Raw genomic sequence first — 19,534 nt, 5'->3', positions numbered from 1 at the left:
AAGAAAAATATCGAAAGAGTCGTGCGGATGTCATGCTCTTCAAATGATACCACGTTTTGCCACGGGAGACACTTTGGAAAAATCAGGCAAGCTGACCAAAATTGAAAAACGCATGTACGTTTCGACGGCCTAGGTAGAAGCGTGTATGACTTTGTGCTCAAGCTAGGAAAAGGCAACTCCCCATCGTGAAGCTACACCCTTCGCGGCAAATCGGTCTTGGACTTTGTCTCACTACGGACCGAAGTGCCCTTTGTAGCCCACCATGAATAAAAAGGGCTTACCTGGCCGTAAACCATAAGGCCTGCGTGAAACCATGTATTCATTGTCAAACAGATTATCAATACGGGCGTATAGTTCATGCTTGTCGCTGAGCTTGTAGCGACCGGCAAGATCAAAAACGATGTAATCATTGATGCGCTCGGCAGTCGGAATCGGACCCTGCCCTGCCACATCTCGCATCTCACCCACGTAGGTACCCGACAAATCAACGCCCCAAGTCGGATGATTCACCCCAACGATAAAGTTAAGTTGATGCACCGGTATGTAGGGCAAAGCATCACCCTTGGAAACATCCGCAAGCAAGGGATCGCTTGAAGTAAAATCATTTTGAAAATCCGAAAGCGTCAGGGTGTAGGCCGCTTGTGTATGCAAAGCAAAATCCCACCACAGAGGAAGGTCCTGCGATGCGCTGGCCTCGAGGCCATAGACAAACACCGAGCCCGCGTTGGTCTGGCTACCAATGGACTCATCGCTACAGCCACGATTAAAAGAACAAACGGCCGTCATGTTTGAATAGTCATTGAAGAAACCAACAAGCTCTGCTTTGCTTTGCTCCTTCGAAAAGCGCAGCCCAGCTTCGTAGTTCACGCTTGTTTCCGGCTTTGCGTTTTTTTCGGGACCCGGTGCCGCCGGAGAAAAGCCTCGATGAACGCCTGCAAGCACAGACAGCTCTGGAATCAATTGATAAACAGCTCCAATCCCAGGAATAAGCACGGTATAAAAATCGTTTTGCTCTATTACGGCAGTCGCATCCGTGCTGTTGCGATACTGCCAATCGATCATCTCCACACGTAGACCCGGCGTGAGCAATAACGATTCGCCCAGTTGTATGCGATCCAAAGTGTGAAACGACCAAGCATTTGTTTTGACTTGATTTTGCAAAATCAACTGACGCGGATCTTGGGTAGGAACCAAGGTGGAAGCCAGCATCCGATAGGGATCTTCGGTGTGATTGCGCTTGATTTCATCGTAGTGAAAGCGAAAACCAAGCTCGAGTTGCTGGGAGAACCAGTCTTTTTCATATGACCAGGTCGTCGTGCTTTGGATGCCTTGCGAGACAAAATCACGTTGGTTGATACCAACCATAAGATTTTGATCCGGTCCTTCAGAATCTTGCTGGCCTTGCAAAATTGATTCATACACCGCTGCTTGCCCGAAGGGTTGATTGAGCACATCAAAGAGCGCGGGTCCTCCGCTGAAGCGATTAAGTTTACGCCAAGAGCGTGAAAAATCATGCCGATAGGCGGTGGTTTTCACTTCAATGCTATCGCTGATTCTCAGGTAATGACGAACTTGGATTTGCGTGCGCCACCAGTCCATGAGTCCCAATTGGCTCGCAGCGTAGCGCCTGTAGGGAGTCGCTGCAAAATCAGCGTCGGATAGGCCAAGATAGGTCTCGTTGGAAGTTTCATTGGAATAACCAAGTCGTAACTCCAAGGACTGATAACGAAGCTCATCCGGATCGGTATTGATCTGAAACTTGGCCAGCATCTCATTTTTATCAAAGCCGGTGTTGCCGCCACCATCGAGATTTTTAAAACCGTCGCTTTGCAAATGCACGCCATCAATGAGAAAGCCTGCGTACTTGCTGCGCATACCATAGTTGCCGTGAAACCTTCCGCTGCGGTATTGGCCCACCGAAAGATCCAAATCGCCTTCACTTTGCTCCGGAATGGGCCGGGTGAGCCAATTGATGGCGCCACCAATTGTGTTCGGGCCATAAGGAATGGAGCCCGGACCCTTGAACACTTCCATGCCCACCATACGTATACTCAACGGAAAATAGTAGGCTGCTTGCGCCGAATACGGTGCAGGCCCAAGCAATACATCATCTTCCATTAGGTTAACTTTACTGCTTCGATCGGAGTTCACCCCACGCATGCCGATATTGGGGCGCAAACCAAAACCATCTTCTTGCCGCACGTAAACACCGGGTACCTGCTTGAGGACCTGATGCACGTCATCGTATTCGAAACGCTCAAGTTCTTTTTGCGTGATCACATTGGCTGAACCACCCACTCGTGACACATCGATCGGCGTGCTTTGCACCACAACCGGATCCACCATCAGGAGCGACTCCATATCGATGGGCTCCTCGCCTGCGCCCTCCCCTTTTTCTTTTGCAACTTCCTGAGCGAAAGCTTCCGCGGAAAGTAAACAAGCCAAACTAAATATAAAAACAGAATATTTCATCGTGATGCCAACCTAATCGGTGCAGTGTTGGGTTCAGGCAAAATCCAGTCTTTGCCCTTAAGTGCAGCAGATCCTTTACTAAGGTCCACCGATGGATCCAGCAGTAAAGCGGGCGCTCGACCGTTAAGCGAAACTAGCGCTTCGGCATACACATCAACGGCTCCAAAACCCCGTCTCTGAAAATCATCTGCGATGTGCTCGGCAAGTTTGACAATCAAATCCGGCTGCGAGCTCATTTCTTGAGCCTGCCTAAAGGTCAGATAGTCGTGTGGCGAGACTTGATAGCGTTTCTTAGCAGTGCTCGCGCCGCTCGAGCGCGCGCTCAATCTGCCTCGAGGCTGAACAAAATAAGTAATGCTGCCGTTTTTCTCACGCACCATGACTTTCCACGCAAAGCGCATGCCCTCTTCATTCCACAGCACGTTGCCTGGATAGGCAAAGTGCCTCAGAGGAAAAACCGTTTGAAAGACAAGGTAAGCAAGCAGCGCCATCGCGCCCAAGCGTCGGTGTAGCGTCCAGGCCGGGGCACGAATGGCTCCGCTGTCCATCGCAAAAGACCGAGGCTCAACTCGCTTCGATGCTTTCGGAAAAAACCGCCGCATCCGCTGCAGCAAAATGCGTGGCCAACTTGGGGAAAAGAAAATCAAGGTCACACTCGACATGATGAAAGGAACCATCCCAATGCTGAAAAACACATATGTCATGGCATGAAACGCGAGCACCACGAGATAGGCAAAGGGCCTACTCCGCCGCCACGAAAGCCAAAAGACAATGCTCGCATCGTACAAAAAGCCAGCCCAACTAAGCAGATAAGCCACCCAAGGTGCACCAAGAAAAGGGCCGATGATCGGAAGATGCGTGCGCGCTCCCATCCAAAGCCCCAACGGTTGTGCATAAAGCAGCCAATCGCTGTTCACTTTCGCAAGCGCTGCATAGAGATAGACCAAGGCGATTTGAAAACGCAGCAGATAAATCGTCCATGCTGCGACGCGATCCTCGCGAAGTTTTGGAAACAGCCAGGCGTCCACCGACCAGCAGTGATGGGCAGGCAGAAAACAAAGCAGCAAAGCAAGCAGCGCCACCAAGTAGTAGTGGTTAAGGTAGTTGCTCACATCCATGAGCTGCAGGTAGCTAAAGGCCAGGAAAAAGAGCGCACAACTGAGGCGATACATAAAACCTACGCCGATAAACAAGGCAAGCAACATCAGCAAAGCGTAGTGAAGGTAGATGCCCCACTCGGGCCATACCCTCACCCAGGAAAAGCCATCGTAGTGAAAGAAAAAGGTAGGCTGCACATAAAGCGTATCCACCCAACCTTGTAACAAAAAGCGGACAAGCCCGCTAAACATCACAGCAGCAAAGAGCATGCGAAACGCCGCGAGCGAAGCGATGTCTTTTTCTCTAAAAAGCGCTGTGATGATGCGTTCTTTAATCGTTGTCACCGTCCGCCTCCAGTGGCACACGCAAACCAAGCACGCTTACGACCTGACTTTTGACAATGTCCATGAAGTTTTTGACGGCTGTATGTAGCGCTACAACCTGATCGAGTTCCAAGACAAGAGCTTCACTAAGAGTGCCTTGGATTTGCGCATAGGCGGCTAAGATCGCATCGAACTGATTGCGAAGCTCAGTTGCGAGGCTTTGCGCGCCAAGCTCCACCAAAAAGTCGTCGAAGCCCAAGCCCTCTTTACCAAAAAACAACGCTTCAAAGCCCTTCAAGTTAGCCCCGATGTTTTCCTTGGAATGTTTCGCCCACACCGACTCCACAAGTTCAGGACACACATCCTTGCTGCACTCCACGCGAATGCCAGCAGGCACACCCAGCTTTTGATCTTTGAGTCCGAGTTCTAAATGATACAACGCAGCAAAAACTTCATCGACAGCGCAACGCTCATCATCGTAAGGCGAGTCCCCGATGCCAGGTTCTGTAAACGCCGCAATAAAATTTCCACCGTCGCTTTGCCACAAGGTCAGAAGCTTTGAAGTGGTTTTCTTAAAGTAAGCTGCTGCCGTAGCTGCATAGCTTGCTCGACGAAGCAGTAGTTCATCTTCACTAAGCGCATCCCAGTCGGCATCAATACCCGTTTGCGAAGCACAGCTGTGGTCTGCGCTGTCGACAAAAAGCAAATACTCCAGAGCATCAAGACCGTAGACATTGACCAGCTCTTGCTCGAAAAAGTCAGCTACTTGAAACCCTTGCGTAATCAGTTCTTGATCGACACGGCAACCGCTCACTGTAGGCCAAGAATAAAGTTCATCACGCAAGTCCATGCCGCCTTTGGCGCCACCCGCAGCACTTGAGCCAGCCGGACCCACCTGCATCGGTTCAAGTTCTTGCAGAGCAAGCATGCTTTGCTTCCAAGCCGCTTGCGCCGCTGCATGCGCCGCTTGCACATCACCACCATTTTGCACAGCAGCTTGATAGGCAGCGGTGGCATCGAGTAAGGATGCCGCGCGGTCATCCAACGCTTGCAACGCCGGAACAATGACTTCGTTTCCAAGGTGCAAAAGCATAGCGTTGCGATCAAAAGCCGCTCCTGGATCGGCTTCGCTGTTCGATGAGCCGCCACAGCTTAGATTTAGGCACATGCCAAAAATGGCAACTAAATACCCGAAAACATGCCAATTGTGTCTACTTTTGAACTTAATTAACGACATTTTTGTCACCACCCGCTTTTACCCTGATCGTTACCAAGATTGCCCTCATCAAAGGCATAGACTTCGGCTAAGAGCGCTCGGGCCTCGAGCAGCGCTGCCTGATACCCTGCGGCATCGCCTTGTGCAAGCACAGGGTAGAGACCGATTTTTTCATGAAGGGCATTAAACTGCGCGTCACTCAAAGGAGAGAAAGGCGAGAACTGCAGCGCCAGTGCAAAGCCTTTCATCTCCGAGAAGTGCTCTGCATGATCATAAAAATCATAAGCTTCACTACCCAAGGCCACCGTATCTGCGAGCGTTTCATTAATGCAATGGATCAGCGTGGCCGCAATCACCTTTTCCCAGGTCGACACAATCACATCCCGATACCCAAGCAAGGATGCGTGCTCAGCATCGGATAGCGCGCCATCGACCGACGCTAGCAGCGTCCGTCCATCACGGAAGGCTCTGAAAATGTCGCCGGTAAAATCAGTGGGAACGATACTGTCGCGATCACGTTGAGCCGCTTTAACACTAAAGGCAAAGTTATACTCACTTTGCAGATCCACCTCGCCATCACCGTTGCTGTCACGATAGCCCGGAGTAACAATCTCATCGACGCTGTATTCGAGATAGTCACGTGCTGCGCCAAAATAGCCAAAAGCTTCATCCCAATGATGCTCAAGCACCGTTGCGTTTTCGCCTTCTTCGAGCATGTCGTGTGAAGCATTGAGACCATGATCCTCAAGATCACTGTCCAAGTAATCGTCCGTGGCTTGCGAGAAAATCACGGCGCCCAACATAAACTCTTCGATCAGCTCTTTGATGTCCCAACCCTCTTCGGTCACATGAAGCACTTGAAGCGGGCTGCCATCCGGGGCCATGCCCACATCGCCGTGGCTGCGCGCTACAGCAAGCGCATCGAGTTGGTCAAAAAGAAAATCAACGAGACTTTCAGGAGATCTTACATCCTCGTGCTCAAAGCCAGCAAAGGAAGTCGACCAATCCTTGTGCTGGCCCGTCGCATCCACGCCAGCGAGTTTTTCATGCAGGTTTTTACCTGAAGCCACGTCATCGTAGCTTTGTTGCACAAGGGGCAGTTCACTTGGCAGTGTCAAATCCACTTGCCCGCCAACCTCGCTATCAAAGCGGTAATAAAAGTTAAGGTCTTGAGCAATGTCGCCTTCGGCAGGCTGCAACTGACTGCTATCAATCCGCGCCGTAAGCCCGGCGATGTAATCATTAAGTTCTTCAATAAGTACGTGCCGCAAGATTTGACCGGAATACGATACGCTTGAAAGCTCACTGTCGCGCGCTAAAAACGTGTAGTCCGTCGGGCCTGGCTCGCTTGCGTTTGAATCTTCGCACGCTGAAAAAACCAGAAAAAAACAGGTCAGGAAAGCCAAACCCAAAGCTCGGACGAGCCTTGCTCGTTTTTGAAGCTGAATGTCATTTTCAATATAAGCCCGTGTATATAATCCCGCAACCATCTGCCTGTCTCCTCGATGTTGTGAAGTGATTAATTCAATCGATAAACAATGGGCAAAGTAAATGCCCGTGGACGCCAATGAATGACGCTGGGTGGCGCCGGCACTCGCCCAATCGAGCGGACCGCAGCAAGCGCAGCATGATCGAGCACGCTATGCCCCGATGATGTTTTAACGCTCACCTTTGTAATGGCGCCCAAGGCATCAATCCTCACCAGCAAAGCTACTGTGCCTTCTAAACGCTGCAAACGCGCCGCACTCGGATAACGACGCGCAGCGCTTTGAAAAAGCAACTGCCCTACTGCGCTGATCCAGCCACGCGTGAGCCCTGCAATGTTGGCCGAGCCGCCCCCGCCCCCATGACCCTCGGATAAAGCAGAGCCACCTGAACTTCCCTGCCCGCTCGTTGGGATCGAAGCCGAACCCTCGTTACTCAAAGCTTCCTGTTCCGCACCGGAGTCGGCATGTTCCACTGCATCAACAACCGCTATGGAACTCTCGGAAGCCACGGCGCTTGGTTGTGCTCTGTGAGACTGAACACGAACTTTCTTGGGCTCGGGTACCGAATCTGCACCACTTGTTTCACCGCCCAATGAGAGTTCGCCGCCCACAATGCTGAAACTAATCTCAGCCGGCAACGTTTCGGAGGCTTCCGCAATGGAACACAAGCCAAGCGCAGCAAAGGCCAGGCCATGCAGCAGAAGCGATACCGCCACAATCCCAAAAAGGCCAAAGCGCCGAAACGGCCTGATGTTGAATTTCCCATAAAAATTGGAAGAGTCCGAAAGAGCTTGATCAAAAACGTTCATGATAATCATTTTCAATTAGATCAAGTTAGCCGGGGAGTCAAGATATATTTCCCACCTATTTTTAGGCGCATCGGCAAAACGCGAATAAACAGGTCTGGGACGTGCTCTTCATTGAGGGCCACAATAGTGGCCAGTTTCACTCCAAACACCTTCGGTGTTGTTGTTGCAATACGAACGACAAGCGTCTTCGTAGTTCATAAAGCGTTGCTCCCAGCTAAGCCAACACGCCTCGGTGTGATGGTTACCAGGGGCGGGATCATAGGGGCACCAAATTCGACAATGCCCGCCTTCGCAATTGCCCGCCGAATCCAAAGTAATCCAGTCGCCCGACCATCCATCGGGAGGAAATTGGGTCGGTCCGGCAAGGTTCGTCCCCACAACCGGACAAGATTCCGCGCACATGGGATCGTCAAACGGAGGCACAACGTCCGGAGCCGGTCCATTCGCCGTCACGCGAAACTGACAGCTGGGTCGATCCCCTTCATCAATTTCACTCGCTTTAAAATAAATAGTGCCCAGTCCACCCTCAGCAAAGGTAACATCCCAAGTCCAGCGCCAACGATCCCCAGTTTCCTTTGGAGTTTCCACCACTAAATTTTCTGCAACGACGCTGCCCAGCCCTTCGAATACATAACTCACATAGGTATAGCCCCGAACCTTGCTCTCATAAGTAACCTTGTTGATCTTACTGGTTTCAGGAGGCGTTGGCGCAAAGGAAAAACCAGGATCACAGTCCAAAACATCAACTGCCAAACCGGTGCCGCCGTCATTAAGAAAGGCAAGATCTTGTGGCGAGTCCGAGGCATCGGGGCTCAGGCTCGGATTGATTTCGGCTCCTTGAGCACATCCGATAAGCAGCAGCGAAAGACTCAACCAACTAAAGTTTCTTGGGCTTTTTATCACTTGCTGTTCGCTTTCCCCCGACACGCTTCGGAGTCAGTCCGTTCTGGTGTCGCACCTTTTACTGCAAAAGCTCCATGCGATGGCAAAAAAGATGAATGGTTTTCACATTGTAGTTAAGCAATGCGCGTGCCAATCCGTTGGAAAAAATTTGTTTAGTGATTACAACAAGGCAGGACCGAGCAAGGGGCCCACTGGCCCCTAACTCACACTACACTGGGGACATATGTCACCAAAGCTGGGGTCAACCCCTCTATGCTTGGAAAGCATTGGCTAAGGGGTTCGCGCTGGCGAGCCTGCCCGCCGCAATGCATCGAGCTCACGTTGTAGCCTCTGGACGGTGCGCCTTAGATCAGCCACTTCACGCTCAGCATTGCGCTGCCCAGCATTGGCTTTTTCAAGATCGCTCTCAATTCGCCTTGCGCGTGCTTTTTCAGCTGCCAAATCAGAGCGTGCACTTTGCAAGTCGCCGCGCAAGGAGTTTTGCTGAACCTTGCTTTTTTCTAAGTCGGTTTCAAGTCGACTCACGTTGCGTTGTGCACCTTGCAAATCAGCGCTGAGCGAAGTGATTTGGCTTTTTGCGCTGCCCAGGTCCGTTCGCAATTGGTTGGCACGCGTCGTTTCTTGTTGCAAAGAGATTTGCGTGGTTTCGAGTTTCGAACTTAAGTCTTTAACTTTGCTCTCTTCTTCCTCTAAAGATTTTTGAAGAGCGCGGCGTTGCGCGCTAACGCGATCAAAACGAGCGCTCAGCGCTCGGACTTCGCCCTCTGCGTCGGCAAGTTTGTCCGCTAATTGTTGGCGCGTGTATTTGCTGCTTTGGTATTGCTGCCTTAAATCCGTGATGTCTTCTTCAAGCGCATTAAGATCGCCTTTTAAAGAAGCCGCTTCGGTACGTGCACGCTGGGCTTGCAAGCGCTGAATTTCTGCTTGCTTCGAAAACAACATGACCACCGCAGCAAAACTTACGGCTATGGCAACCACGGCTGGAACAAGCCATCGAAGTGTGCGTAACCGGCGCTCACGGCGTTCTTCCGGTCGCGTCAAGATGGAAAGTTCATCGGCAAACTCTTCGGCCGTCGGTCGCTCATCCGGATCCACCGCCAGCCAGCGTTTGAAAGAAGGAAGCAGATATTTAAGTTGATCGCCCCGAGGAAACTCCGGGATATTCTGCACGCGATGCCGCACAAAAGCCTCGATAGCGCCACCTTCGACCTCTTCTTGGGTGTCCGGCTCGAGGGCGTTTCGCAGGGCAAGCGCCAATGAAAAGATGTCTGCTTTGCCGGTAATCTCTTTGGAGTTCGGAACCGATGCAAAGGGCGCAGCAACTTCGGGGGCAAAGTACATGGGTGTGCCGGCCAAAAACACTTCGGCTTCGGTAGCCGCCACACCTAAATCCAAAAGCACAGGAAGCACGTTGTCTTCAAAGCCAAGGCCAAAACTGGAAGTGTGTGCAAGAAAAATATTTTCCGGCTTGATGTCTTGGTGACGCACCCCCGCTGCGTGCATGGCAGCCAAAGCGCGCGCTAAAGGCTCAAAAATATGGCGCGCTTCGGCACGACTCAGTGGCGCACGGTTGATGCGATCTTCGAGCGTTTCGCCGTGATACCAGGGCATCACAAACCAAAGGCGGTCTTCAAACCAGCCATGGTCTTTGAAAAGCACAATCGAGGGATGAAACACAGAAGCAATCAGCCGCAACTCACGCAAAGCAGACGCGCGGGCTTTCTCAGAAATCGCCGCATGGTGTAGTAACTTGAGCGCTACGACGTGCCCTTCGACTTCCGAATCGTTGCAACGGTACACATCACCAAAGGATCCGGTCCCTGCTCGTGTTTCAACTTGATAACGGCCGCCAACTAGCGTGCCTGTTGGAAGAGGAGGACGCTCTTCTTCTTCCACATGCGTGGTGACCTCGGCTGCTCCGAGATGAGGGCCCATGGCAAAGGCCTCGATCATTGCTCCAGCAAGTCCACCCATCTTGCTTGGAGGCGCCTCACCCACGATTTCCTGGGCATGCGGAATCAAGCGCGCCATGTCGCTCTCGATTTCCGAAAGCGGTCGATCCACCACAAAAGCTATCTCTTCAAAGGACAGCTCGCGAACGAAATAGAGTTCAAGCAGTTCAGCGTCTACCGGATCGAGACCTGAACGAAAATAACTCAATGCACGAACGTAACTTGATGGAACATCTTCTCTCGGCGGACGCCATGGCAAGCTATTTCGTGAACGTGTCATCGAACGTTCTGCTTCCAGCGCTTGGTTGGCCAGACGGCGTGCAAGTCCGTACAGTTGGGCTTTGGCACCGGGCGGCTGTATCAAGCGTTCTGTGGGCCAAACGGAGGCTGAGCGATGCACTTCGTTATAGATGTGTTCAGCCATGGCAGCATCAGCAAGTCGTACGGTTAAGTACTGACGCAGACCATCTCCGAAGTGCCGCATGGCGCGAGCGTGAAGTACATCCATCACGGTTTCACTATGGCCTTCACCAGCCACCATGGACTGTGCAGCCTTAGCCCACATCATTTGCGTTTTGCCGTATGAGATATTTGCCAAATTACCGTCCTACAAATAGAGATAGATATTCAAACCCACACTCAGCACAAACACATCAAAGCCTACGTCAACATCAGGCAGATAAAACTTGCCTAGCAAATCAAGAATCGGACGGTTTGCAGGCCCGAAAGTTGTGCCCGCAAAGATACCAAAGGGAATATCCACACGGTCACCGTCTACAACCTGTATGCCAGTTTGAGGGCCAATGAAAAAATCTTCCGTCGCTTGCAAGCTAAGTTGAAGAGGAAAAGTAAAACGACTGCCCCAAGGATCCGTAAAGACCAAACCGAGATGTGCTCCGGTATCAAGACGAGCCACATCAGCAATGTGAAGTCTTATGGGAATCCCCACGGCTGCATCACCGAACCAAGGAGAAAAAGGCATCACTGCTCCGTTGACGTATTCCCGAGCATTATCAAAAGGCAAATACAAATCACCACGAAAGGCGATATCAACGATGCGTGTATCGAGCAGTTTGTACAAACCGTAAAAACTTGGGTTACGGTATTCAAAGTCGCCGGCGAGCTGTTGAGGTAACAGCACTGCTCCAAGTTCAAGCTTCGGAGTGACCCCTACGCCTAAACCAAGCAACATTGAAAAGGTATTGATGCGATCATCGTTTGGCACATCCACTGAAACCAAGGGAAAGGTTGCATCAAGCCGTAAGGTCGCTGTCGGCAGGACCAACGGACGTTCTACAAAACGCCGAGGGTAAGCCTTGGCTGTTGATGGAGCGGATAGAGCAGCGAAAAGCAAAGCGATCGAAAAAGCAAAGCACAGGTATAAGCGAGACATCTTTTTCCTTCCTCGCTCGCAGCTTAGCAAAAGCCGCAATTTTCGACAGCAATTTCACCCTGGAAATGATCTTCAGCCGACTTGCTAAAAAGCAGAAGCTCCGTTAATAGCAAAGAAAATGCCCATACAAACCGTTACCGAGCAGAATTTCCAGGCCGCCGTGCTACAGGCCGAGCTCCCTGTTTTAGTCGATTTGTACGCCGACTGGTGCCAACCCTGCAAAATCATTGAACCAATTCTAAATGAGCTGGCTCTGGAACTTGAAGGCAAACTGAAGATTGTGCGTGTCGATGTGGATGCGAGTCCCATGATTGCACAAGGTTTTCGTGTGCAATCCATCCCGATGTTGGTGCTGATCAACGAAGGGCGCGCTGTCGATCAGCTCACCGGCGCTGTTGATAAGCAAGCCTTGCTTACTTTTATAAAGCCCGTACTCCCAGCCGGATCCCCTGAATTCAGCCCGAAGGACCTCGCTGTCCTGATTCGGCAAAACAAGGTGCTGCCAGTCGATATCCGCGATCCAAGCTCGTATGCACGCTTTCGCATCCCCTCAGCCATCAATCTCCCCGAAGCCGATATCGAAAAACACCTAGACGAACTTGCGCCAAATGATGGGAAACAACGTGTCCTATACGGACGCGGCACCGATGAAGCGCGCGATTTAGCCGAGCGCTTGCAAAAAATGGGTGTCCCAGTGGCTTTCCTAAACGGTGGTTTTCTGCACTGGGAAACCGATGAACTAGAGGTCGAACGGGGCTAGTTTTGACCTTCCTCCTTTAGGGATATACGTGCTAGCTTCCGCGCTCGTGGGGCTATTTAGGTACATTTACGCAACACTACTTCGAAGCCAATGTCGCAAACCATGGCTCATCGTTGCTGTGGCCTTCGCCTTGGCGGCATTAGCACTCCCTGTGGCGCTAAAGCTCGACCTGAACAGTCACTGGCGTGCCCTTCTTCCTGAAACAAAAGCCAGCGTGCGTGATCTCGATCAAATTGGTGATCAAGTAGGCGGCGTATCCACCCTCACCGTTGCTCTTGAATCGACCAATGTAGAAGCAATGCAACGCTTTGCCAAAGCTCTCGTGCCGCTTTTGAATCAAGCTCTGGCAGGTAAGATCTTACGCATCGACTGGAACATTGGCAGCTACAAAGACTTTGTTGAAGAGCACAAACATCTATTCATGTCTCTTGAAGACTTGGAAGAGTTTCGTGATGATTTGCAAGATCGCGTCTCCTACGAAAAGCTTCACGCCAATCCGCTGTATATTGATCTCGAAAACAAACCACCGCCCGAGATCGATAGCCTAGTTAATTCTGCCAAGGAAAAAGCCGAGGCGCGCAGCTCCGAGTTTGGGCATTTTCCAAGCGGCTACTACGTTCATCCTGACGGCAATCTTTTGGTAATTTTTATCCGTACCAACATCGAGGGAGGAGACCCTGAGCCATCTAAAGCGCTGATAAAACGCGTGACCGACATCGCCCAAAGTCTTCACCCTAAAAGCTATGCCAACGATTTAAAAATCAGCATGGCAGGCGATGTACCCGAAGCACTTGAAGAGCACGAAGCCATTACCGAAGAGCTCGTTGTGGCGACCACCGCCACAATTATTTTGGTGCTACTCGCTATTTTTATTTTCTTTTTACGTCTTCGTGCCATCCCCTTGCTTGGTCTTAGCCTTATCCCGCCAGTTGTACTCACCTTTGCCTGCGCGGAGTACGCGGTCGACTACCTCAACACAAGCACGGCTTTTTTTGGGCAGCATTGTTATTGGCAATGGGGTTAACCCTAACATTATTTGGCTTGCTCGCTATTTCGAAGAACGACGCAAAGGCAAAGGCACCAACGCTGCCATCGCCAAAACACACTATGGCGTGTGGGGCGCTACGCTCACGGCATCACTCGCCGCAGCACTTGCCTACGGCTCGCTTACTATTACCGATTTTAGAGGGTTTCGCGATTTCGGCATCATTGGAAGCGTGGGAATGGCCTTGTGTTGGATCGGATCCATGGTACTTCTGCCAGCCCTGGTGCGCATTTGGGAAAATTACAGGCCCTTGATCACCAAAACACGAAAACAACATCGAGCGCCTTACGGCATTTTCTTTGCCAACCTAATCTATCAATGGCCCAAGACCATTGTAACAGTCTCCGCGCTGTTCGGATTTGCAAGTATTTTCATTGTCGCCAAGGCCATATCCGACGATCCCCTTGAATACGACATCAACAAATTGCGTTCTGTCCAAGAGCACAACACTACATCGCAACTTCTGAACGACCGGGTCAACGAGTTTCTAAGCCGCACGGCTTCAGGAACGGTTGTAATTATCATGATGGCACCCAGCCCAAGTGAAGCCCAGGTCCTTGAGCAAAAACTTGAAAAGCGGCGCGATGAGGGCAAGGCCGACTACGGTCAGGTTCGAAGCATTTATGATTTTCTGCCGGACCACCAACAAGACAAACAGCTTGTGCTCGCGGATATCCGTAAATCGCTGCTCGACATCAAGGAATTTGCGAGCGACAAACAGCAAAAAACCATCCAAGATTACATGCCCCACGAGCACTATCCGCTGCTTCGCGTTAGCGACCTACCCGAAGCCTTGCGTGCGCCATTTAGACTTCGAGATGGAAGCATCGGACGTCTGATATTTATCGAACAGTCCGATAGTGCATCAAACTGGGACGGACGGTATTTAGTGCGCTGGTCAAATGACATTCGAGCCGTACGCACGAGCGACAACCAACGTCCGCCACTTGCTGGGCGGCCCCCCATCTTTGCCGACATGCTCGAATCCATTTGGCAAGATGGCCCACTTGCGATTGCGGCTTCACTCTTGGCAACTGCACTTCTATTACTTTTTGCCTTCAATCGCTGGCTGCGACGCCTGCTTACCCTCGGCTCACTTCTCTTAGGCATTCTTTGGATGGGCGCCAGCATGGCTTTGGCCGGCATTAAATTAAACTTTCTTAACTTTGTCGCTTTTCCCATCACCTTTGGTAACGGTGTCGATTACGGCGTGAATGTGATGAGACGTTACGCGGCTGAAGCTGTGCGCGGGACCGAACGCGTTGCTGCTATTCGCTATGCCGTCGAAGAGACCGGCGGCGCTGTCGTACTTTGCTCTTTGACGACGGTGATTGGGTACATGTCGCTGTATGCAAGCTCGAACCAAGCCATTAACTCCTTTGGCGCCGCTATGGCCATTAGCGAAGTGACCTGTCTTTTTGCATCCGTACTCACGATGCCTGCCATCATGCTCCTCTGGCGCCGCTACTGGAATAAAAGGCAAGGCCAAAACCTGCCCCAAACAGGAGCCATGGAGCGTGAACTTACCGTACCCGGTATTATCACGCCCGGGGCCCGGCGCCCTTAAATCAACTGGGGTAGGCGCCCCCCCCCTTTCCTCCTCTCCTCTTTTTTCTTTCCCCGCCCTCTTCCTCCCCCCCCCCCCCCCCCCTTCCCTTCCCTACGGCGCTAGACCTGAGCCAAAGCGAGAAAAAGCTCCTCGCAATCAGCGGGTGCGGCTCTTACAAATCAATACCCCGGCGCTTGTGCCTAGACGACTAGCACCAGCCATAATTAATGCCCGTGCCTGATCGACGTTGCGAATTCCGCCCGAAGCCTTCACCCCTAGGTCTCTGCCGACAACTCGCCGCAACAGCGCTACATCGTTGACCGTTGCTCCTTTGCCCAGTGTACCTGTGGATGTTTTTACGTAGTGAGCACCGGCTGCTTTAACAATGGCAGCAGCAACGCATTTTTGTTCATGATCAAGTAAATCCGTTTCGATAATGGCTTTAACTCGAGCGGGACCTGAAGCCATCACCACGGTTGCAATATCCCGATGTACCGCAGCGTACTCACTATCACGCAAGGCTTGATGGTCGATCACCATATCAAGCTCAACGGCTCCGTCCGCAACAGCAGTCTCGGCCTCTTTAGCTTTTTCAAAACTAGGTTGATTGCCCTCGGGAAAAGCAACAACAGAGGCTATCGAAACGTTGGAGTTTTTAACATTTTTTTGCAAAAAGAAACCCACTTAGGTCTCACGCACACAGATGCAAAAGCAAAGTCCAATGCTTCACGGCAAAGTTTCTCATGAGCTGCTTCGCTTGCTTCTGGGTCAAGAAGCGTATGATCAATCATACTGGCCAGAGTACGCATCGAAGACATGGACACAGCTCATAATATGCCAGCCCGCTTGACGACGCCATGCCCGAGCCCTAGAAAACACCGTCATGAAAGTCTCTTGCCTACCTCATCTTACCTATGCCTTGTTTCTACCGGCTGTTTTAGTGCTCAGCGCCTGTGCTTCGGGTGGGCAAATATCAGCAAAAGGTACGAAATTAGCACCGAAACTCAGTGGGTCGGTCCAAAGCGAATCCCTCGAGGGCGGAAATCAGCTTATCATCATGAAGCTATATAGCCTGCCCAAGCCTGACCAGCTTGGCAAAGATCTCAATACTTTTATGGTGTGGTTCATCCAGAACAGCAACGAGATCCAGCGCGCTGGGGCCCTGGAATTCGACGAAACCAAGCGTCACGGCTTCCTCATGGCAGCAACCCCTATGCATCATTTCCAAGTCATGGTAACCGCAGAGCCCTCCGACATGGTCTCAAAGCCTGGTGAGACGCTCATTTTTAAAACATCAATCTCTAACTAGAAGGCAAGATAAGCATGTACGAAACCTCCGACGTTAAAAAAGGCCTAAAAATCCAGATTGACGGAACTCCCTACGTGGTGGTCGATTTTCAATTCGTTAAACCCGGTAAAGGCCAAGCCTTTACGCGTACAAAAATGAAAAACATGATCAACGGAAACGTGATCGAAAAAACTTACAAGTCGGGCGAGAAACTTGAAAAAGCCGACCTTGAAGAACGCCAAATGCAGTTCCTTTATAAGGAAGGCGACAACTATGTGTTCATGGACACTGGGACCTACGATCAAATCCAGATCATGGAAGAACAAATGGTCGACGCCAAAGGATACTTATTGGATGGTACGATGGTGGATGTTTTGCTTTTTGACGGCAAAGCCATCGGTGTCACCCTCCCTAACTTCGCCGAACTACAAATCACGCAAACGGATCCGGGCTTCAAAGGTGATACCGCCACAGGCGCAACCAAACCAGCCATTATGGAAACCGGCCTTACCGTAAACGTGCCGCTATTTGTTACCGAGGGCGAGACGATCAAAGTCGATACACGCAACGGCCAATACGTCGAGCGTGTTAAAAAGTAACGACCGCACATGGTTTTCCGAGCAAAACGGAAAACGCCGAAAACACATTGAGACTCGTGCGCGAATTCCAGGCTTGCGCACTTGGTATAGTGAGCAAGACTATCTGGAAGTGCAAACCCCAAGCATGGTTCCGAGCCCCGGAACAGAGGTGCACCTGGATGCTTTTGTAGTAGAAGCCGCTAAAAACAAACGCTTCTTATGCACCAGCCCAGAATACCAAATGAAGCGGCTGCTAAGCGCAGGCTTTGATCGCATCTACCAAGTCGCACACTGTTTTCGTGCAGAAGAGCTTGGCAGCCTGCACGAACCTGAGTTTTGCATGTTGGAATGGTACCGAACGCAGAGCACGCTTGATGATGTTTTGAAGGAAACCGAAAGGCTCATCGCCAGCATCCACCAACGTCTACAAGGGAGCACAACGCTGACGTGGAAAGACAAACGCTTTGATCTTAGTCCACCTTGGCCACGCATCAGCGTCCAAGAAGCCTTTGCCAAGTATGCAAGGCACGACGCCCTACGCTTGGCAGCAGAAGATGAAGAGCAGTTTTATCGGGTGCTCATTGAGCAAGTCGAACCCCAACTTGGACACGAGCGTCCTTGCTTTTTGGTCGACTACCCCGCATCGATGGCTTCACTTGCAAAACTAAAGGAAAGCAACCCAGCAGTCGCCGAGCGCGCCGAGGCCTACATTGCCGGTATCGAACTTTGCAATGCCTATGGTGAACTCACGGATGCAAAGGCTCAACGTCAACGTTGCCTTGAGGAGCAAGCAAAAAGAAAACAACTCGGCAAAGCTCCCTACCCGCTTGATGAAAAATTCTTGGCAGCATTGGAGCATGGCCTCCCCCCCTGCGCAGGCAATGCCCTTGGCCTAGACCGATTAATCATGCTTTTTTGCAATGCAGACTCGTTGCAAGACGTTTTGGCATTTTCAGCCGAACGCGCGTAGTATGACCGAGATTTAATCTCGGAGGGATTCATGTCGCGCCTTTGTCTTGTTGGAATGTTGTTTGTTTGTACTCTGTCGTTGTCATGCGATGATGATGACACAGAGGCTGATTTGCTAGGCGTGGGCGCGGAATGCACGACAAGTGACCAATGCACCCTGGATGAACAGATCTGCCTTACAGAATTTAAAGGCGGCTACTGCGGCCTTCGGGATTGCCTTTCCCATGACGATTGCCCGGATGCTTCAGCGTGCGTTAAACATAGCGATGGCATTTCAGGCTCATCGAACTACTGCTTTCGCATTTGTGTCGATAAAGCAGAGTGCAACGAAAACCGCAGCCTTGATAATGAATCCAACTGCAGCGCCAACATCGAGTGGGTGGGCGGCGAGCCCAGCTCTGGCAAAAAGCCTGTGTGCCTCCATCAGGAAGCTAGACGCCGCTAGAACGAAATTCGTTGTGCAATGAACAAAGTATGTCGTGCACCCTTGGCGCCCAAGCGCGCTCGGACGCGGCGGGACTCACTTTTTAGGCCTGCTCGTTTGAGGCTTTTTTCAAAAGAAGAGTTCGCTTCGACCGACCAAAGCACGAGCACGCCTCCTGGAGCAAGAGCTTCGGCCATGGCTTTAACCCCCAACCAATCGTAAAGGCTTTCATTGGTAGTGGTGGTAAAAGCGTCCGGTCCATTGTCAACATCCATCAAGATGGCATCCCAGGGCGCTACACGTAATGCATCACGAACATCTCCGTGATAAAGCGTAACGCGTTTATCAGCGAGTGGCCTTTCGGCCAAAGGTCCTAGCACACCTCGATTGTAGGCCACCACGGCCGGGATAAGTTCTGCAACTGTGATGCGCGCACCTTTTCCAAACGCATCGAGCGCGGCGCGCAAGGTAAAACCCATGCCCAACCCCCCAACCAAAACTTTGGCTGACTTCGCTCTATCACCAAGAAGCTCAGCAGCAGCAGCGGCCATGGCCTCTTCAGAGCCATGCATTTCACTCGACATGAGCGTCACACCGGAGATGCGAATCACGTAGTGTCCACGTTCCCAGACAAGCTGCAAGGTGGCGCCATCCGGCGTGCTGGTCGTATCGATCACGCGACGCGGTTTCATACGATCACCATGCACTGTTCATGTGACTTCGAGGCCATGGCTCCATCCTACAAGGTATTGAAAACAAGAGAGCTCAAAAAAGCCGCATCCTGTCGTATTGTTGAGTTCGCCAGTGCCCAAGATGCCACCTCGCCCTGCATTGCCAATCGCCAGTTCCGACGATTGACAAAACCACCCTTGTGATGGCGACACGGACATCTGTCCCACTTGCACAAAATCAACCGCATGCGGTAACGACTGCGGCACGTGTGAGCTCTGCTTAGGCAAAACCGAAAGCGATTTGCCTCCTGAGTGTAACAGTCAGCCAACTTGCAACGGCGGCACAGCTTGCTCGGCAACAGGAGCATGCGGCGCCGGCGAGTACTGCTATCAAGGCTGCTGCATCCAGTCGGTATTTTAGGGCAGCACTGCGATATCACTTCCGGGGTGAATAGTCGCCAACACGCGATCTATCTACCCTACTCTGTGTACCGCAAAGTAGTCAATGCCTTACAGGCATTGGACTGAAATGATGCGTTTTTCAATGCGAAAGAGCTAAACAGCACTTGGCATCAAAATTGCTTCGTTTTCTGTGTG

General features: G+C 51.4%; 17 protein-coding genes and 1 pseudogene. 7 read left to right on the top strand and 11 right to left on the bottom strand.

What is annotated here, in order from left to right; all coding sequences use genetic code 11:
• Window positions 1-231: 231 nt before the first annotated feature.
• The 8 genes from IPJ88_09905 to IPJ88_09870 form a co-directional block, all read right to left on the bottom strand.
• The gene (locus IPJ88_09905; protein ID QQR88572.1) at window positions 232-2,472 is read right to left on the bottom strand and encodes a TonB-dependent receptor; all 2,241 of its coding nucleotides are present in this window, start codon (window positions 2,470-2,472) and stop codon (window positions 232-234) included.
• Entirely contained in the window at window positions 2,469-3,839 is a 1,371-nt protein-coding gene (locus IPJ88_09900; GenBank protein QQR92016.1) for an HTTM domain-containing protein, read from the bottom strand. The genes IPJ88_09905 and IPJ88_09900 overlap by 4 nt, the downstream gene beginning before the upstream one ends.
• Window positions 3,840-3,900: 61 nt before the next feature.
• Window positions 3,901-5,061, bottom strand: a complete 1,161-nt coding sequence (locus IPJ88_09895; protein ID QQR88571.1) for an imelysin family protein — start codon at window positions 5,059-5,061, stop codon at window positions 3,901-3,903.
• A 74-nt stretch (window positions 5,062-5,135) separates the two neighbouring features.
• Complete coding sequence (locus IPJ88_09890; GenBank protein QQR88570.1) at window positions 5,136-6,599, bottom strand: DUF4856 domain-containing protein; 1,464 nt, start codon at window positions 6,597-6,599, stop codon at window positions 5,136-5,138.
• Window positions 6,600-6,628: 29 nt separating this feature from the next.
• Complete coding sequence (locus IPJ88_09885; protein QQR88569.1) at window positions 6,629-7,405, bottom strand: TonB family protein; 777 nt, start codon at window positions 7,403-7,405, stop codon at window positions 6,629-6,631.
• 108 nt (window positions 7,406-7,513) lie between these two features.
• Complete coding sequence (locus IPJ88_09880; protein QQR88568.1) at window positions 7,514-8,308, bottom strand: hypothetical protein; 795 nt, start codon at window positions 8,306-8,308, stop codon at window positions 7,514-7,516.
• 270 nt (window positions 8,309-8,578) lie between these two features.
• The gene (locus tag IPJ88_09875) at window positions 8,579-10,858 is read right to left on the bottom strand and encodes a protein kinase (GenBank protein ID QQR88567.1); all 2,280 of its coding nucleotides are present in this window, start codon (window positions 10,856-10,858) and stop codon (window positions 8,579-8,581) included.
• Window positions 10,859-10,867: 9 nt separating this feature from the next.
• Window positions 10,868-11,653 (bottom strand): hypothetical protein, encoded by a 786-nt coding sequence (locus IPJ88_09870; GenBank protein ID QQR88566.1) that lies wholly within the window; start codon window positions 11,651-11,653, stop codon window positions 10,868-10,870.
• Between the two features lie 118 nt (window positions 11,654-11,771).
• Between IPJ88_09870 and trxA the strand changes: the two genes are divergently transcribed.
• The 3 genes from trxA to IPJ88_09855 are packed head-to-tail and all read left to right on the top strand — an operon-like array spanning window position 11,772 to window position 15,025.
• Window positions 11,772-12,413: a thioredoxin gene (gene trxA, locus IPJ88_09865; GenBank protein QQR88565.1), complete on the top strand. Its 642-nt coding sequence runs from the start codon at window positions 11,772-11,774 to the stop codon at window positions 12,411-12,413.
• Between the two features lie 46 nt (window positions 12,414-12,459).
• Entirely contained in the window at window positions 12,460-13,437 is a 978-nt protein-coding gene (locus tag IPJ88_09860) for a hypothetical protein (protein QQR88564.1), read from the top strand.
• On the top strand, window positions 13,406-15,025 hold the full coding sequence (locus IPJ88_09855) for an MMPL family transporter (protein ID QQR88563.1): 1,620 nt from the start codon (window positions 13,406-13,408) through the stop codon (window positions 15,023-15,025). Before IPJ88_09860 ends, IPJ88_09855 begins: the two co-directional genes overlap by 32 nt.
• A 138-nt stretch (window positions 15,026-15,163) precedes the next feature.
• On the opposite strand, the pseudogene deoC reads toward IPJ88_09855, so the two are convergent.
• A pseudogene (gene deoC / locus IPJ88_09850) lies at window positions 15,164-15,816 on the bottom strand (deoxyribose-phosphate aldolase).
• A gap of 74 nt (window positions 15,817-15,890) precedes the next feature.
• Between deoC and IPJ88_09845 the strand changes: the two are divergent.
• Genes IPJ88_09845 through IPJ88_09830 form a run of 4 tightly spaced genes read left to right on the top strand, consistent with a single transcriptional unit; the run spans window position 15,891 to window position 18,287 of the window.
• A complete protein-coding gene (locus IPJ88_09845; protein QQR88562.1) occupies window positions 15,891-16,316 on the top strand; it encodes a hypothetical protein in 426 nt (141 codons plus the stop codon).
• Between the two features lie 14 nt (window positions 16,317-16,330).
• Window positions 16,331-16,894, top strand: coding sequence for an elongation factor P (efp, locus tag IPJ88_09840; GenBank protein QQR88561.1), 564 nt, complete (start codon window positions 16,331-16,333; stop codon window positions 16,892-16,894).
• Window positions 16,881-17,843 carry an EF-P lysine aminoacylase GenX gene (genX, locus tag IPJ88_09835; GenBank protein QQR88560.1) on the top strand — a complete coding sequence of 321 codons (963 nt, stop codon included), beginning with the start codon at window positions 16,881-16,883 and terminating at the stop codon, window positions 17,841-17,843. Before efp ends, genX begins: the two co-directional genes overlap by 14 nt.
• A 30-nt stretch (window positions 17,844-17,873) precedes the next feature.
• Window positions 17,874-18,287: a hypothetical protein gene (locus IPJ88_09830; protein ID QQR88559.1), complete on the top strand. Its 414-nt coding sequence runs from the start codon at window positions 17,874-17,876 to the stop codon at window positions 18,285-18,287.
• Here the strand turns inward: IPJ88_09830 and IPJ88_09825 are convergent.
• Together IPJ88_09825 and IPJ88_09820 are read right to left on the bottom strand one after the other, a co-directional pair.
• Window positions 18,284-18,958: a spermidine synthase gene (locus IPJ88_09825; protein QQR88558.1), complete on the bottom strand. Its 675-nt coding sequence runs from the start codon at window positions 18,956-18,958 to the stop codon at window positions 18,284-18,286. The genes IPJ88_09830 and IPJ88_09825 overlap by 4 nt on opposite strands.
• A gap of 18 nt (window positions 18,959-18,976) precedes the next feature.
• Window positions 18,977-19,204 carry a hypothetical protein gene (locus IPJ88_09820; protein ID QQR88557.1) on the bottom strand — a complete coding sequence of 76 codons (228 nt, stop codon included), beginning with the start codon at window positions 19,202-19,204 and terminating at the stop codon, window positions 18,977-18,979.
• Window positions 19,205-19,534: the final 330 nt, after the last annotated feature.

The organism is Myxococcales bacterium (assembly GCA_016699535.1).
In the GTDB taxonomy this organism is placed as follows: Bacteria; Myxococcota_A; Polyangia; order Polyangiales.
This window is presented reverse-complemented; position numbering and strand designations above follow the sequence as displayed.

What these genes read in the sequence shown, in the direction of transcription:
- IPJ88_09890 (QQR88570.1), bottom strand. Translation starts at nt 6,599, where the DNA reads ATGGTTGCGGGATTATATACACGGGCTTATATTGAAAATGACATTCAG.
- IPJ88_09895 (QQR88571.1), bottom strand. Translation starts at nt 5,061, where the DNA reads ATGTGCCTAAATCTAAGCTGTGGCGGCTCATCGAACAGCGAAGCCGAT.
- IPJ88_09830 (QQR88559.1), top strand. Translation starts at nt 17,874, where the DNA reads ATGTCGCGCCTTTGTCTTGTTGGAATGTTGTTTGTTTGTACTCTGTCG.
- IPJ88_09825 (QQR88558.1), bottom strand. Translation starts at nt 18,958, where the DNA reads ATGAAACCGCGTCGCGTGATCGATACGACCAGCACGCCGGATGGCGCC.
- trxA (QQR88565.1), top strand. Translation starts at nt 11,772, where the DNA reads ATGCCCATACAAACCGTTACCGAGCAGAATTTCCAGGCCGCCGTGCTA.
- IPJ88_09845 (QQR88562.1), top strand. Translation starts at nt 15,891, where the DNA reads ATGAAAGTCTCTTGCCTACCTCATCTTACCTATGCCTTGTTTCTACCG.
- IPJ88_09870 (QQR88566.1), bottom strand. Translation starts at nt 11,653, where the DNA reads ATGTCTCGCTTATACCTGTGCTTTGCTTTTTCGATCGCTTTGCTTTTC.
- IPJ88_09905 (QQR88572.1), bottom strand. Translation starts at nt 2,472, where the DNA reads ATGAAATATTCTGTTTTTATATTTAGTTTGGCTTGTTTACTTTCCGCG.
- IPJ88_09900 (QQR92016.1), bottom strand. Translation starts at nt 3,839, where the DNA reads ATGCTCTTTGCTGCTGTGATGTTTAGCGGGCTTGTCCGCTTTTTGTTA.
- efp (QQR88561.1), top strand. Translation starts at nt 16,331, where the DNA reads ATGTACGAAACCTCCGACGTTAAAAAAGGCCTAAAAATCCAGATTGAC.
- IPJ88_09885 (QQR88569.1), bottom strand. Translation starts at nt 7,405, where the DNA reads ATGAACGTTTTTGATCAAGCTCTTTCGGACTCTTCCAATTTTTATGGG.